Source organism: Streptomyces sp. NPDC060027 (assembly GCF_042737005.1).
In the GTDB taxonomy this organism is placed as follows: Bacteria; Actinomycetota; Actinomycetes; order Streptomycetales; family Streptomycetaceae; genus Streptomyces.
In genome coordinates this window covers 1-15,011 of record NZ_JBHWVI010000216.1, presented here as the reverse complement: position 1 = coordinate 15,011, position 15,011 = coordinate 1, and the positions used below count along the sequence as shown (strand labels likewise).

Genomic DNA, 15,011 nt, shown 5'->3' with positions numbered 1-15,011 from the left:
CGGTGGTCGTCGACGACGCCGCCGCGTCCAAGCTGAAGCTCGGGGACTACTTCCGCCACACGTTCGCCGCCAAGCCGGACTGGCAGGGCATCTAGGACAGACCCCGGCGCCTTTTCCGGTCACCAGGCCCACGCCGGGCCGCACGGATCGTGCCCGGTGCCGCGGATCACGCCCTGCCGCACCGGCCGCACGGATCGCGCCGGGGCTTCGCGGATCGCGCCTGACCGCACCGGCCGCACGGACCGTGCCGGTGCTTCGCGGCTCACGCCTGGCTGCACCGGCCGCACGGACCGTGCCGGGGCTTCACGGATCACGCCCGGGCGCACGGATCGTGCCCGGCTTCGCGGATCGCGTCCAAGCCGCACGGATCGTGCCCGGGCTTCGCGGTCCGGCGCCGCGGGCGTGTCCCCGAGCGGTGAACGCATGGATGCCGGGCCTCCCTGGGGAGGCCCGGCATTCGTGCGTGTGGCCCGAGGGGCGGTCCGCTACTCCCCCGCGATGACCTCCGCCGCCGCCTGGCCGCACACCCGCGCGGCGCCGTGGGTGGCGATGTGCAGGGCACCCCGGGGCGCCGACTGGGGAACGCCCATCTCGACCACCACGGTGTCGGGGCGGGACGCGAGAAGCGTGTCGAGGGCCGCCGCCATCCAGGGATGGCGGTGTTCGTCACGGACGACCGCGACGAGGGGCCGCGCACCCGCGGCGGCGAGGGCCGAGGAGCCCGCGTCCTCGCCGGTGAAGCCGCCGTTCTCGGTGCCGGGAAGCAGCCGGGCCAGCTCGGCGGCCACACCCCAGGGGGTCTCGTCACCGACGGCGATGTTCGCGACCGGGGTGAGCACGGCGACGAAGGGGGCGCCGGTGAGCGGGGTGTACGACGCCGAGCGGGTCACGGTGAGCGCGCGCCGGGCCGCGACCAGGCCGACATCGACGGCTCCGCCCGTACCGTTCGAGTCAGCCGTACTGTTCGAGTCACCCGTACCGAGCGAGCCGCCCGAGTCGTTCGAAGCATTCGAACCGCCCGTGCCGTTCGGGCCGCCCGTGGCGTTCGAAACGTTCGAACCGTTCAAGCCATTTGTGTGGTGCGCGCCGGGGACGGTGCCGCTCCCGCCGGTCACCACGGCGCGCGGCGCGGCCGCGGCGGTTCCGGCCGCGGTCCCGGACGCCGAGGCGGAGGCGGCCGTCGCGGAGGCGGCCGTCGCGGTCCTGGACATGGCGGAGGCCGCGGCCGTCCACTCGGCCAGCGCCCGCACCCGGTTCGCCGCGTCCGCGAGGCGTTCCTCGGAGAGTTCGCCGGCACGGACGGCGGAGACCAGGGCATCGCGGAGGCGGCGCACGGTGTCGTCGTCCGCCAGTCCGCCGCCGACGCAGATGGCGTCGGCTCCGGCCGCGATGGCCAGCACGCTGCCCCGCTCGATGCCGTACGTCGCGGAGATGGCCTGCATCTCCATGCCGTCGGTGACGATGAGGCCGTCGTAGCCGAGTTCCTCGCGCAGCAGGCCCGTGAGGATGCGGCGCGAGAGGGTGGCCGGGCGGTCCGGGTCCAGGGCCGGGACGAGGATGTGCGCGCTCATCACGGCACGGCTGCCCGCGGCGATCGCGGCCCGGAACGGGACGAACTCGCGCGACTGGAGGACCGACAGGTCCGCGTCGATGCGGGGCAGGGCGTGGTGGGAGTCCACCGCGGTGTCCCCGTGGCCCGGGAAGTGCTTGGTGCAGGCGGCGACGCCGGCGGCCTGGAGGCCGGTGACGTAGGCGGCCGTGTGCCGGGCCACCAGGTCGGTGTCGGCGCCGAAGGACCGTACGCCGATGACCGGGTTGGAGGGGTTGGAGTTCACGTCGGCGGACGGCGCCCAGTTGAGGTTCACTCCGCACGCGGCCAGCCGGCGGCCGAGTTCGCGGGCGACGTCCTCGGTGAGCGACACGTCGTCGACTGCGCCCAGCGCGTGGTTGCCCGGGAAGGACGAACCGGTGCGCACCTCCAGGCGGGTGACGTCGCCGCCCTCCTCGTCGATGGCGACGAGGACGTCGTCGCGTTCGGCGCGCAACTGGGCGGTCAGGGCGGCCAGTTGATCGGGCGAGGCGATGTTGCGGCCGAACAGGCCGACGGAGGCGAGGCCTTCACCGAGGCGGCGGAGCAGCCAGTCCGGCGCCGTGGTCCCGGTGAATCCGGGCTGGAGCACGGTGAGGGCGTCGCGCGTCAGGCCATCCTTTGAATTGGACGCAGTGGTACCACTGGCGAATGTCGTCATCGGGAGGCGTTATCCCTTCACGGCGCCCGCGGTCAGACCCGCGGCCATCTTGCGCTGGACAAGGAGGAACAGGACGACGATCGGCACGGCCATCATGGTGGATCCGGCCATCATCGGGGCGTACTCGGTGCCGTGCTTGGTGGTGAAATTGCCGAGCCAGACGGTGGCGGTCTGGTTCTTCTGACTCATCAGCATCAGGGCGTAGAGGTATTCGTTCCACGCCTGGATGAAGGCGTAGACGGACGTCGCGACCATGCCGGGAGCCAGCAGCGGGAAGACCACGCGGATGAAGGCGCCCGTGCGGCTGCACCCGTCGACCATCGCCGCCTCCTCCAGCTCCTTCGGGATGTTGACGATGAAGCCGCGCAGCGTCCACACCGTGAAGGGGAGGATGAAGGTCAGATACGTGATGATCAGACCGGAGAGCTTGTCGTACTGGTCGAGGTCGTTCAGCAGCAGGAAGACCGGGATGATCATGGCGACCAGCGGGACCATCTGGACCGCGAGAATGCCGACGATCACGACCTTGCGGCCGCGGAAGGCGAAGCGGGAGATGGCCAGCGCGGCCAGCATCCCCACCACGATGCCGATCACGACCACGGCGAGCGACACGACGAGACTGCGGCCCACCGGGCCCCAGAAGTCGGCGATGTCCAGCGCGCGGCGGAAGTTGTCGAGCGTCAGACCCGTGGGGAACAGGCTCGGGTCGGGGTCGATGGCGTCCTTGGCCGGCTTGAAGGCCGTGTTGAACATCCAGTAGACGGGGAAGCCCGCGGTGAGGAAGACCAGCAGCCCGAGCAGGTTCCAGCCGAGCTTGGACTTGCGGGGCCCGGAGGACTTGCGGGGCCCGGAGGACTTCCGCCCCGCGGCGGACGCGCGCCCGGGCGTGGCGACGGCGCTCATTCGACCTCTCCGATCTTCAGCATCTGACGCATGTACACGGCGACCACGCCCAGGAGCAGCAGCACGGTCAGCAGGGCGATCGCCGATCCCTGCGCGTAGTCGTTGACGACGAAGGCGCGGTCGTACGAGTACGTGGTGAGCAGTTGGAACTCGGCCTCGGGGTGTCCGTTGCGCATGACGAAGACCTGCGGGAAGACACCCATGTCCCAGATGACGGAGAGGGTCGTGAGCATCACGATGATCGGCTTGAGGATCGGCACCGTCACATAGCGGAAGACGCCCCAGGCGCCCGCGCCGTCGAGCCGTGCGGCCTCCTCCAGCTCCGCGGGCACCTGAGTGAGTCCCGCGCTGAGCGTGATGACGACGAACGGCACCGCGCCCCAGACGACCAGGAGCATGATCACGGCCAGGCCCTGCGGGCCGCTCGCGAACCAGTTGTGGCCGATCATGTCGACGCCGGGGAGCTTGCTGAGCAGCGCGTTGAGGACGCCGTAGTCGGAGTCGAAGAGCCACTTGAAGACCGTGGTGGCCACGATGATGGGCATGCCCCAGCTGGCCACCAGCACGATGTTGATGAGCGTCTTCACCCAGCCCGAGACCCGCTGGAGGAGCAGCGCGATCAGCATGCCGATGACCATCGTGAAGACGACGGCCCCGCCGGCGAACACGATCGTCCGGATGACCACCGCCCAGAACTCGCCGTCCCCGAGCACCTTCGAGAAGTTGTCGAAGCCGACCGACTCGGCCGGCTGGAAGCCCCAGAGCTGGGACTGCCCGAACTTCTGGAAGGAGAGCGTGACCAGGCGCACCAGCGGATAGCCGAGGACCAGCGCGAGGATCAGCAGGCACGGGGCGAGCAGGGCCCAGGGGGCCGCCGTGGTGCCCGAGGTCCGCTTGACGCGTGGCGCCTCGGGGACGGCCGGTGGCGGTGCCTGCCGCGGAGGCGGCACCTTGGCGGGGGTGGTCGTGTCTGCGGCACTCATCGCGCGCTCCTCAGCGGTCCCTCAGGTCGTACGAAAGCGAAGGCCCGCACGGCCGGGCGCCGCGGGGACGAGCCCCGGGCCGGGCCGTACGGGAGGCAGGGCCCCGTCCCTCCGTGAAGGAGGACCGACGGGGCCCCGCACTCAGGTCACTTGGTGTTGATGACCTTGTCGATCTTGGCGTCCGCTTCCTTCGCGGCGTCCTCGACCGACTTCTTGCCGGTGCCGATGCTCTGCAGCATGGTCTGCAGGACCTGGGCCTTCTCGACCTGGCCCCAGCCCGGCGCCATCGGGACGAACCAGTTGGACTCGGCCGCGGTGGCCGGGACGACCGTCGCCGGGTCGTTCTTCAGGGTCGCGAGGTCGGTCTTGTTGTTGGGCAGGTTGCCCTTGCCCATCAGGCCCTTCTGGCCCTTGGCGCCGGTGAACGCGTTGATCCACTCGGCGGCGACGGCCTGCGCCTTCGACTTCACCGGGACGGCGAGGTCGGAGCCGCCCAGGAAGACCGGGAGGTTCTTGCCGGACGGGCCGGGCATCACGAAGTTCTCGAGGTTGCCCTTGAGCTTGCCGGTCTTGTCGCTCTTCGGGTCCTCGGCGGTCGCGCCCTCCCAGGCGGCGCCGAAGATCATGCCGGACTTGCCCTGGCCGTAGACGATGTAGCGGTCGGACTCGTCCTTGGTCTTGTCGCCGTGCATGTACGCGTCGACGACGTTCTTGAACTCGGTGAGGCCCTTGACCGACTCCGGCGAGGAGAGGTTGGCCTTCCACTGGCCGCCCTCCTCCTTCGCGATGGAGCCGCCGGCGTCGTAGACGAAGGACATCGCCGCGTACCAGTCGCGGGTGGGCTGGTACCAGGCGCTGAACTTGTCACCCTGCTTCTTCTGGATCTTGTCCAGGGCGGAGGTGAGCTCCTTGTACGTCTTCGGCGGGGTCTTCACGCCGACGGACGCGGCGAGGTCCTTGCGCCAGTTGCCGACGCGGCCACCGGCGTAGTACGGCACGCCGTAGGTCTTGCCGTCGTAGGTCACGGAGGCCTTGAGGCCGTCCAGCCAGGCGTCCGCGTTCTCGAACTTGGCCGTGTCCAGGGGAGCGAAGGCGCCCTTGACCATGTAGCCGAGCATCTCGGTGTTGCCCATCTCGACCACGTCGGGCGCCTTGTCGGTGGCGAGGACGGCGTCGAGCTTGGTGTTCTTGTCCGGCCAACCGTAGTACTCGTGGTTGATCTTGATGCCGGGGTGCTTCGCCTTGATCGCCGCATCGGCCGCCTTGACCAGCTCGGGCCAGTTGTTCTGCGCGTCGACCGTGAGCCAGACGGTCAGCTCCTTCGCGTCCGCGCCCTTGTCCGACCCCCCGGACTTGTCGTCGTTCCCGCACGCCGCGATGGAGAACATCATGCCCGCGATACCGATCGCGGCTATCAGCTTGCGCTTCACGCCACCCTCCTCAGGGATGCCACAAACCCCCCTGCTCCCCGCGGTGACATAACGCCGTGTACCGCCCGTGGGGCCGGGACTGGACCAATGGTGTAGACCAGTACGGGGAGCTTGGCCTAGACCTAGAGGGGTGTCAAGGGTGCGTAAGCCCGTCCAGTCGTCCGTTATGGGACCTACATATGCAAGGACCTTTAAGTAGGTAAGCGGCATAAACAGCAGGCCTGTTCACGGCCCGCGGAGGGGCCGCCCACGGAGTCGCCCGCACGGCCGTCTGCGCGCGATGGACTAGACCAACGAGTACGCCGACGGTATATAGAGGGGATCACGGAGCGTGCGGGGGACACTCGCACGTCAAGCCGTGCCACGATGTGAGCCGTGGCCGACGGTAGGTCGGTCGCTTCGGCATCCGGAGCCGGGAAGGCAGAGCATGAGCACCGACGTCAGCAGTGCGGAGAACGAGGGTGGGGCGCCCATCCGTACCGCGCGCGTGCCCAAGTACTACCGCCTCAAGAAGCACCTGCTCGACATGACGGAGACACTGCCGCCCGGTACGCCGGTACCGCCCGAGCGGACCCTCGCCGCCGAGTTCGACACCTCGCGCACCACGGTGCGGCAGGCCCTTCAGGAGCTGGTCGTCGAGGGCCGCCTCGAACGCATCCAGGGCAAGGGCACCTTCGTCGCCAAACCGAAGGTCTCCCAGGCGCTCCAACTGACCTCGTACACCGAGGACATGCGCGCCCAGGGCCTCGAACCCACCTCGCAGCTGCTGGACATCGGCTACATCACCGCGGACGAGACCCTCGCCGGCCTGCTCGACATCTCGGCCGGCGGCCGGGTGCTGCGCATCGAGCGGCTGCGCCTCGCGAGCGGCGAGCCGATGGCCATCGAGACGACCCACCTCTCCGCCAAGCGCTTCCCCGCCCTGCGCAGGTCGCTCGTCAAGTACACCTCTCTCTACACCGCGCTCGCCGAGGTCTACGACGTCCATCTCGCCGAGGCCGAGGAGACCATCGAGACCTCGCTGGCGACCCCGCGCGAGGCCGGGCTGCTCGGCACCGATGTGGGCCTGCCCATGCTGATGCTCTCCCGCCACTCGATCGACCGGCAGGGCGAGCCGGTGGAGTGGGTGCGGTCGGTGTACCGGGGAGACCGGTACAAGTTCGTCGCCCGCCTCAAGCGTCCGCAGGACTGATCCACGCGGGGTGGCGCGCAGGCCCGGACGGGCCGTCAGGACCCTTACCCCTCCGAGGGGTTCCGCTCCTGATGAGGGGCCCCGCGCCCACCCTCACGAACCCTCCACACCCGCCGTCCGGCGGGGGTTTGAACTGCACTCGATCTAGCGAAGAACGAGCGCTCATGAGCGTTCATGAGTGAGTGGCCTCTACGGTCTGGCTTGTGAATCTGACCGAGTGGGCGAAGGCCCAGGGCGTCCATCCGCAGACAGCGCGCCGCTGGTTTCGTGATGGAACGCTGCCGGTACCTGCGGAGCGGGTGGGCCCGCGCACGATCCTGGTGAATATCGAGGCCAACCAGGTCGCTGATGTCGTCGGGGGCGTGGGCCTGTACGCGCGGGTCTCCTCCCAGGACCAGAAGGCTGACCTGGTGCGGCAGACCGCGCGGCTCGTGGAGTGGGCGGCGAAGGCCGGGCACCGGGTGGTGCGGACCGAGTCGGAGATCGCCTCGGGCATGAACGGCGGTCGGGTGAAGGTCCGCCGACTGCTGGCCGACCCGGCCGTGACCACGGTGGTCGTCGAGCACAAGGACCGCCTCGGGCGGATGAACACCGAGCTCGTCGAGGCAGCACTGGCCGCGCATGGCCGTCGCCTCGTCATCCTTGACGACGGCGAGGTCGAAGATGACCTGGTCCGCGACATGACCGAGGTCTTGACCTCGTTCTGTGCCCGCTTGTATGGGCGCCGCTCCGCGAGGAACCGTGCGCAGAAAGCGCTTGAGGCGGCCGCGAAGTGAGCGAGCGGAAGAAGCCGTTGCGTGCGGTCCGGGGCCCGTTCGTGGTCCAGGACCGTACGGGCGTCGCGATCCGCGACCGCCTCAAAGACCTCACCCCAAAGGACGACGAGGTTCTGCGTCTCGTCGGTGCCCACATGGGCGGCCTCGCCACCGCCGACCTGGCCCTGTACTCGCGGGCCGGCTTCGAGCGCACCAGCCGGACCTGGGCCACCCGCAAGCAGGAGCTGACTGCCAGGTCGTCGTCCCGCTGGGCCGGTGCCGTCACGAAGGGCACCCACGACCAGTACGCCCTGGCCCGGAGTGGCCAGCTCGCGTACCGGGACAAGCTCGCCGACGGCATCCGCGTGCTTATGCACCGCTTGTCCCTCCCGGTCGGGGCGAAGGGCGCCAGGGGCAGGCCGGGCGGCTACCGCTCGCAGGCGGAGTGGTTCCACAAATCCCGCCGGCTCCACATCCTCAAGGCCCGTCTCGCGGCCGTTCAGGAGGACATCGCGACCGGGCGGGTGCACGTCGTGCGCGGCGGGAAGCGCCTCGCGAACAACCGGCACAACCTGGCCGCCGCCGGCCTCACCGAGACCGGATGGCGGGAACGCTGGGAGGCCGCCCGCTGGTTCTTGAGCGCGGACGGCGAGTCGGGGAAGCGGTTCGGGAACGAAACGATCCGCGTCACCCCGGACGGCGAGGTCTCGGTCAAGCTGCCCAAGCCGCTGGAGTACCTGGCCAACAGCCCGCACGGCCGGTACGTCCTGACCAGCCGCGTCGCCTTCCAATACCGGGGCGCGGAGTGGGCCGACCGTGTCGCCGGGAACCGGGCGATCGCGTACGAGATTCACTACGACGTGGCCAGGGGCCGCTGGTATCTGACCGCCTCGTGGAAGCGCCCCGCCGTGCAGGCCATCGGGTTGGAGGCGGCGCGGGCAGGCGGGCTGATCGGTGTGGACACCAACGCCGACCACTTCTCCGCCTACCGCCTCGACCAGCACGGCAACCCGGTCGGCGACCCGCAGCAATTCTGGTACGGCCTGACCGGCAGCGCGGACCACCGCGACGCGCAGCTGCGGCACGCGCTCAGCCAGTTGCTGCGCTGGGCCACCCGGATCGGCGTCACCGCGATCGCTGTCGAAGACCTCGACTTCTCCGACGGGAAGACCCGCGAGAGGTTTGGCCGCAAGCGGTTCCGGCAACTCATCCACGGCATCCCCACCGGCAAGGTCAAGGCCCGGCTGGTGAATATGGCCGCCGAGCACGGCCTCTCCCTGGTCGCCGTCGACCCGGCGTACACCTCCAAGTGGGGCGCCGAGCACTGGAAAACCCCCCTGACCAGCAAGAAACGTGCGATGACCCGCCACGACGCGGCGGGCATCGCGATCGGAAGGCGCGCCCTCGGGCACCCGATCCGGCGACGGACGAAACCGCCCCGCACCCACCAGAGCGATGGTGGCGGGCATCGGAACGTCCAGGCCGAACCGGGCACCCAGGAGCGCGAGGGACTCGCCGGACACGGTACGGAACCAGCCCCCAGAGGGCGGCGACCGGCCGTGCGGTCAAAGCGGGGAACCAGCGTGTCCAACACCGTTCGGGACACGCGACTGAGCACCGGTCCTGGCAACAGGACTCACTACCGCTCAGTTCTTAGAAACGGTTCCCTAACGCGGAACCGTCGCCTAGATTGCCTGCGCGTTACCCAGGTGATCGATGAGGGGACGGAGCCGACCCATGTCAGACCTGCCCGAAGTGAAACCACCGGTGGTGACACCGGTCCGTGCGGTGATCGCCCTCTGTCTGCTCGCGCCCTTCGTCGCGATGCTGTGGGTCGGCTCCTACGCCAAGACCGACCCGGCCTTCATCGGCATCCCGTTCTTCTACTGGTACCAGATGCTGTGGGTGGTCCTCTCCACGGCGCTGACGGTGACCGCGTACCAGCTGTGGAAGCGTGACCAGCGGGCCCGCGCCTCCGCGAAGGGAGGTGCCGGAGCATGAACGACGGTGTGAACGGCGTCGCCCTCGGCGTCTTCGTCTTCTTCTTCCTGGCCGTCACGGTCCTGGGCTTCCTGGCCGCGCGCTGGCGCAGGGCCGACAACGAACACAGCCTCGACGAATGGGGCCTGGGCGGCCGGTCCTTCGGCACCTGGGTGACCTGGTTCCTGCTCGGCGGCGACCTCTACACGGCGTACACCTTCGTCGCCGTACCGGCGGCGGTCTACGCGGCGGGCGCGGCCGGCTTCTTCGCCGTGCCGTACACGATCCTGGTCTACCCGCTGATCTTCACCTTCCTGCCCCGCCTCTGGTCGGTCTCCCACAAGCACGGCTATGTGACGACCTCGGACTTCGTGCGCGGCCGCTTCGGCTCCAAGGGCCTGTCCCTCGCCGTGGCCGTCACCGGCATCCTGGCCACCATGCCGTACATCGCGCTCCAGCTGGTCGGCATCCAGGCCGTCCTCGACGTGATGGGGGTGGGCGGCGGCGAGAGCACCAACTGGTTCGTCAAGGACCTGCCGCTCCTCATCGCCTTCGGCGTGCTGGCCGCGTACACCTACTCCTCGGGTCTGCGGGCCCCCGCCCTGATCGCGTTCGTGAAGGACACCCTGATCTACATCGTGATCGCGGTGGCCATCATCTACATCCCGATCAAGCTGGGCGGCTTCGACGAGATCTTCAAGGCGGCGAGCGACAAGTACACGGCCGCGGGCGCCGGCGGGCTCGTCCCCGCCGAGGCGGGCCAGTGGACGTACGCCACCCTCGCGCTCGGCTCGGCGCTGGCGCTGTTCATGTATCCGCACTCGATCACCGCGACGCTGTCCAGCCGCAGCCGGGAGGTGATCCGGCGCAACACCACGATCCTGCCGCTGTACTCGCTGATGCTGGGCCTGCTCGCCCTGCTCGGGTTCATGGCGATCGCGGCCGGCGTGAAGGTGCAGAACGGGCAGCTCGCGATCCCCCAGCTCTTCGAGAACATGTTCCCGGACTGGTTCGCGGGCGTGGCCTTCGCCGCCATCGGCATCGGGGCACTCGTCCCGGCGGCCATCATGTCCATCGCGGCCGCGAACCTCTTCACCCGCAACATCTACAAGGACTTCATCAAGCCGGACGCGACCCCGCGGCAGGAGACCCAGGTCTCCAAGGTGGTCTCGCTCCTGGTGAAGGTGGGCGCGCTGGTCTTCGTCCTGACCATGGACAAGACCGTCGCGATCAACTTCCAGCTGCTCGGCGGCATCTGGATCCTGCAGACGTTCCCGGCGCTGGTCGGTGGCCTGTTCACCCGCTGGTTCCACCGCTGGGCGCTGCTCGGCGGCTGGGCGGTCGGCATGCTCTACGGCACGATCGCCGCCTACGGGGTGGCCTCCCCGACCCAGAAGCACTTCGGCGGCAGCTCGAAGGAGATCCCCGGCATCGGGGAGATCGGCTACATCGGCCTGACGGCGTTCCTCCTGAACGTGGCCGTGTCCGTCGTCCTCACCTTCGCCCTGCGGGCGTTCAAGGCCCCCGACGGCATCGACGAGACGTCGCCCGGGGACTACACGGCCGACGCGGGAGCCCCCGGGGTCGAGACGGAGCTCCCCCCGGCCACGGCGGGCGCGAGCCACTAGCCACTAGCCACAGGTCACTCACCACGGACGACGGGCCGCCGGGAGGGAATCCGGCGGCCCGTCGCCGGGTGCCGGAGGGTGCGGCGAGGCCCTCGTGAGCGGCCCGACGACATCCGGCCGCTCACCTACGAGTTGACGCTCCAGCACACTCCGTAGCGCTCTCCGACGCCGACCCGACACAACATGTGGGGGTACTCCCGGAGCCCGGCACAAGATGTATGCTCATGGTCGCTGTCGCCGCAGGGGAATCCGGTGCGAATCCGGAACTGTCCCGCAACGGTGTACTTGTGTGTGTTCGCGTACCCACGCGACCGCGCTCGCGTCAGTCCGAGGACCTGCCGACAGCGCGCCCCGGCCGTCCGGCCCGGGTGCCGACGACGTCCGGGCCTCGCGGAATGGGCCGGTGGACGCGGTGCGTGCTGCCCAGAAGCGCTCCCGTGTGCCCCGTGCCTCCCCGCAAGGCCCCGTGCCGAGCGAGGGAGAGTCCCACGTGACCATCGCGCCAGCCGATCCGGCTTCAGTGACCGCGCAGCAGGCCCCGGTGGAGACCGACGGTCCCGGAACCGCGCTGCTGCGGACCCTGACGGATCTCACCGCCGACCTCCCCGACGCCGACCCCGGCCGGGTCGCCGCCGCGGCGCTGCGCGGCCGGTCCGCCCGCGCCGACGAGGCCGAGCTGCGCGAACTGGCCACCGAGGCGGCCGCAGGGCTCATCTCCGAGGACCCCGCCTACTCCCGGCTGGCCGCCCGCCTGCTCACGATCAGCATCGCCGCGGAGGCCGCCTCCCAGGGCGTCACGACCTTCTCCGAGTCCGTCGCCGTCGGCCACCGCGAGGGCCTGATCGCCGACCGCACGGCCGCGTTCGTCCGGCTGCACACGGCCCGTCTCGACGCGCTGATCGACATCGAGGGCGACGACCGCTTCGGCTACTTCGGGCTGCGCACGCTGCACAGCCGCTATCTGCTCCGGCACCCGATCACCCGCAGCGTCGTCGAGACGCCGCAGCACTTCATGCTCCGGGTGGCCTCCGGCCTCGCCGAGGACGACACGGTCCGCTCGGTGGACGAAGTCGCCGCGCTCTACCGGCTCATGAGCCGCCTGGACTACCTCCCCTCCTCCCCCACGCTCTTCAACTCCGGTACGCGGCACCCGCAGATGTCGTCCTGCTACCTCCTCGACTCCCCGCTGGACGAGCTGGACTCCATCTACGACCGCTACCACCAGGTGGCACGCCTGTCGAAGCACGCGGGCGGCATCGGTCTGTCCTACTCCCGCATCCGTTCGCGCGGTTCGCTGATCCGCGGCACCAACGGGCACTCCAACGGCATCGTCCCGTTCCTCAAGACGCTCGACGCCTCGGTCGCCGCGGTGAACCAGGGCGGCCGGCGCAAGGGCGCGGCCGCGGTGTACCTGGAGACCTGGCACTCCGACATCGAGGAGTTCCTGGAGCTGCGCGACAACACCGGTGAGGACGCCCGGCGTACGCACAACCTGAACCTCGCGCACTGGATCCCGGACGAGTTCATGCGCCGGGTGAACGAGGACGGCGTCTGGTCGCTGTTCTCCCCCGCCGACGTGCCGGAACTGGTCGACCTGTGGGGCGACGAGTTCGACGCCGCGTACCGCAAGGCCGAGGAGGCGGGCCTCGCCAAGAAGACCATCCCGGCCCGCGACCTGTACGGACGCATGATGCGCACCCTCGCGCAGACCGGCAACGGCTGGATGACCTTCAAGGACGCCGCCAACCGCACCGCCAACCAGACGGCGGAGCCGGGTCACACCGTCCACTCCTCGAACCTGTGCACCGAGATCCTGGAGGTCACGGACGACGGGGAGACGGCGGTCTGCAACCTGGGCTCGGTCAACCTGGGCGCGTTCGTCGTCGGTGACGGCATCGACTGGGAGCGCCTCGACGAGACCGTCCGCACCGCGGTCACCTTCCTCGACCGTGTCGTGGACATCAACTTCTACCCGACCGAGCAGGCGGGCCGCTCCAACGCCAAGTGGCGTCCTGTCGGCCTCGGCGCGATGGGCCTCCAGGACGTCTTCTTCAAGCTGCGCCTGCCCTTCGACTCGCCCGAGGCCCGCGCCCTGTCCGCCCGGATCGCCGAGCGCATCATGCTCGCCTCCTACGAGGCCTCCGCGGACCTCGCCGAGCGCAACGGCCCGCTCCCCGCCTGGGAGAAGACCCGTACCGCCCGTGGCGTGCTGCACCCGGACCACTTCGACGTCGAGCTGAACTGGCCGGAGCGCTGGGCCGCCCTGCGGCAGCGGATCGCGGCGGTCGGCATGCGCAACTCGCTGCTCCTCGCCATCGCGCCGACCGCCACCATCGCGTCCATCGCGGGCGTGTACGAGTGCATCGAGCCGCAGGTGTCGAACCTGTTCAAGCGCGAGACGCTCTCCGGCGAGTTCCTCCAGGTCAACTCCTACCTGGTGGCCGAGCTGAAGAAGCTCGGCGTCTGGGACGCGCAGACCCGTGAGGCGCTGCGCGAGTCCAGCGGCTCGGTGCAGGGCTTCACCTGGGTCCCGCAGGACGTCCGCGACCTGTACCGGACGGCGTGGGAGATCCCGCAGCGCGGCCTGATCGACATGGCCGCCGCCCGGACCCCGTTCCTGGACCAGGCGCAGTCGCTGAACCTGTTCCTGGAGACGCCGACCATCGGCAAGCTCTCCTCGATGTACTCCTACGCCTGGAAGTCGGGTCTGAAGACCACGTACTACCTGCGGTCCCGTCCCGCGACGCGCATCGCCCGCGCGGCCCAGGCCCAGGCGCAGCCCGAGAAGACCATCCCCGTCCAGCAGGTCGCCGACCCCGACGCCGTCGCCTGCTCCCTGGAAAACCCCGAGTCCTGCGAGGCCTGCCAGTAATGAGCGACACGAACAACGAGAAGGCCGCCTCCGAGAAGAACCTGCTCGACCCGGGCTTCGAACTGACTCTCCGACCCATGCGCTACCCGGACTTCTACGAGCGCTACCGGGACGCGATCAAGAACACCTGGACCGTCGAGGAGGTCGACCTCCACTCGGACGTCGCCGACCTCGCGAAGCTGACGCCGGGTGAGCAGCACATGATCGGCCGGCTGGTCGCGTTCTTCGCGACGGGCGACTCGATCGTGGCGAACAACCTGGTGCTGACGCTGTACAAGCACATCAACTCCCCCGAGGCGCGGCTCTACCTGAGCCGTCAGCTCTTCGAGGAGGCGGTGCACGTCCAGTTCTATCTGACGCTGCTCGACACCTACCTGCCCGACCCCGAGGACCGCACCGCGGCCTTCGCGGCCGTGGAGAGCATCCCCTCCATCCGCGAGAAGGCGCAGTTCTGCTTCAAGTGGATGGACTCGGTGGAGAAGCTGGACCGGCTGGAGACGCAGGCCGACCGCCGCCGCTTCCTGCTGAACCTGATCTGCTTCGCCGCGTGCATCGAGGGGCTCTTCTTCTACGGGGCCTTCGCGTACGTCTACTGGTTCCGCAGCCGGGGTCTGCTGCACGGCCTGGCGACCGGCACCAACTGGGTGTTCCGCGACGAGACGATGCACATGAGCTTCGCCTTCGAGGTCGTCGACACCGTCCGCAAGGAGGAGCCGGAGCTCTTCGACGACCGGCTCCAGGAGCAGGTGACCGACATGCTGCGCGAGGCCGTCGAGGCCGAGCTGCAGTTCGGGCGCGACCTGTGCGGCGAGGGTCTGCCGGGCATGAACACCGACTCGATGCGGCAGTACCTGGAGTGCGTCGCCGACCAGCGCCTCCAGCGGCTGGGCTTCGCGCCGGTGTACGGCTCCGAGAACCCGTTCTCCTTCATGGAGCTCCAGGGCGTCCAGGAGCTGACCAACTTCTTCGAGCGCAGGCCGTCCGCGTACCAGGTCGCGGTGGAGGGCACGGTCGACCTC

At 69.6% G+C, this 15,011-nt stretch carries 10 protein-coding genes, 2 pseudogenes and 1 riboswitch; of the genes and pseudogenes, 8 read left to right on the top strand and 4 right to left on the bottom strand.

Annotation, left to right across the window (positions count from 1 at the left end):
* Nucleotides 1-95, top strand: a pseudogene (locus tag ACFWBT_RS35075) (glucosamine-6-phosphate deaminase); the annotation flags it as partial.
* Between the two features lie 390 nt (nucleotides 96-485).
* Here the strand turns inward: ACFWBT_RS35075 and ACFWBT_RS35070 are convergent.
* The 4 genes from ACFWBT_RS35070 to ACFWBT_RS35055 form a co-directional block, all read right to left on the bottom strand.
* Nucleotides 486-2,249, bottom strand: a complete 1,764-nt coding sequence (locus tag ACFWBT_RS35070; protein ID WP_385707004.1) for a glycoside hydrolase family 3 protein — start codon at nucleotides 2,247-2,249, stop codon at nucleotides 486-488.
* Nucleotides 2,250-2,258: 9 nt separating this feature from the next.
* On the bottom strand, nucleotides 2,259-3,152 hold the full coding sequence (locus ACFWBT_RS35065; RefSeq protein WP_385707003.1) for a carbohydrate ABC transporter permease: 894 nt from the start codon (nucleotides 3,150-3,152) through the stop codon (nucleotides 2,259-2,261).
* A complete protein-coding gene (locus tag ACFWBT_RS35060) occupies nucleotides 3,149-4,135 on the bottom strand; it encodes a carbohydrate ABC transporter permease (RefSeq protein WP_385707002.1) in 987 nt (328 codons plus the stop codon). The genes ACFWBT_RS35065 and ACFWBT_RS35060 overlap by 4 nt, the downstream gene beginning before the upstream one ends.
* A 146-nt stretch (nucleotides 4,136-4,281) precedes the next feature.
* A complete protein-coding gene (locus tag ACFWBT_RS35055; protein ID WP_385707001.1) occupies nucleotides 4,282-5,565 on the bottom strand; it encodes an extracellular solute-binding protein in 1,284 nt (427 codons plus the stop codon).
* Between the two features lie 427 nt (nucleotides 5,566-5,992).
* Here ACFWBT_RS35055 and ACFWBT_RS35050 point away from each other — a divergent pair, with 427 nt between their 5' ends.
* From ACFWBT_RS35050 to ACFWBT_RS35020, 7 genes and pseudogenes are all read left to right on the top strand, one after another.
* On the top strand, nucleotides 5,993-6,757 hold the full coding sequence (locus ACFWBT_RS35050) for a GntR family transcriptional regulator (protein WP_356461286.1): 765 nt from the start codon (nucleotides 5,993-5,995) through the stop codon (nucleotides 6,755-6,757).
* Nucleotides 6,758-6,960: 203 nt separating this feature from the next.
* Entirely contained in the window at nucleotides 6,961-7,533 is a 573-nt protein-coding gene (locus ACFWBT_RS35045) for an IS607 family transposase (RefSeq protein ID WP_385707000.1), read from the top strand.
* A pseudogene (locus ACFWBT_RS35040) lies at nucleotides 7,530-9,169 on the top strand (IS200/IS605 family accessory protein TnpB-related protein). The gene ACFWBT_RS35045 and the pseudogene ACFWBT_RS35040 overlap by 4 nt, the downstream one beginning before the upstream one ends.
* 80 nt (nucleotides 9,170-9,249) lie before the next feature.
* Entirely contained in the window at nucleotides 9,250-9,513 is a 264-nt protein-coding gene (locus ACFWBT_RS35035; RefSeq protein ID WP_266762589.1) for a DUF3311 domain-containing protein, read from the top strand.
* Complete coding sequence (gene mctP / locus ACFWBT_RS35030) at nucleotides 9,510-11,120, top strand: monocarboxylate uptake permease MctP (protein ID WP_385706999.1); 1,611 nt, start codon at nucleotides 9,510-9,512, stop codon at nucleotides 11,118-11,120. The genes ACFWBT_RS35035 and mctP overlap by 4 nt, the downstream gene beginning before the upstream one ends.
* A gap of 208 nt (nucleotides 11,121-11,328) precedes the next feature.
* A riboswitch (cobalamin riboswitch) is annotated at nucleotides 11,329-11,478 on the top strand.
* Nucleotides 11,479-11,610: 132 nt separating this feature from the next.
* Nucleotides 11,611-13,992: a ribonucleoside-diphosphate reductase subunit alpha gene (locus ACFWBT_RS35025; RefSeq protein ID WP_385706998.1), complete on the top strand. Its 2,382-nt coding sequence runs from the start codon at nucleotides 11,611-11,613 to the stop codon at nucleotides 13,990-13,992.
* The coding region (locus ACFWBT_RS35020; RefSeq protein ID WP_385706997.1) for a ribonucleotide-diphosphate reductase subunit beta at nucleotides 13,992-15,011 on the top strand (1,020 nt) is incomplete at its 3' end. The genes ACFWBT_RS35025 and ACFWBT_RS35020, both read left to right, overlap by 1 nt.

Bases quoted from the DNA above. Each gene is read 5' to 3' on its own strand.
- ACFWBT_RS35060 (WP_385707002.1), bottom strand. From the start codon at position 4,135: ATGAGTGCCGCAGACACGACCACCCCCGCCAAGGTGCCGCCTCCGCGG.
- ACFWBT_RS35065 (WP_385707003.1), bottom strand. From the start codon at position 3,152: ATGAGCGCCGTCGCCACGCCCGGGCGCGCGTCCGCCGCGGGGCGGAAG.
- mctP (WP_385706999.1), top strand. From the start codon at position 9,510: ATGAACGACGGTGTGAACGGCGTCGCCCTCGGCGTCTTCGTCTTCTTC.
- ACFWBT_RS35070 (WP_385707004.1), bottom strand. From the start codon at position 2,249: ATGACGACATTCGCCAGTGGTACCACTGCGTCCAATTCAAAGGATGGC.
- ACFWBT_RS35050 (WP_356461286.1), top strand. From the start codon at position 5,993: ATGAGCACCGACGTCAGCAGTGCGGAGAACGAGGGTGGGGCGCCCATC.
- ACFWBT_RS35035 (WP_266762589.1), top strand. From the start codon at position 9,250: ATGTCAGACCTGCCCGAAGTGAAACCACCGGTGGTGACACCGGTCCGT.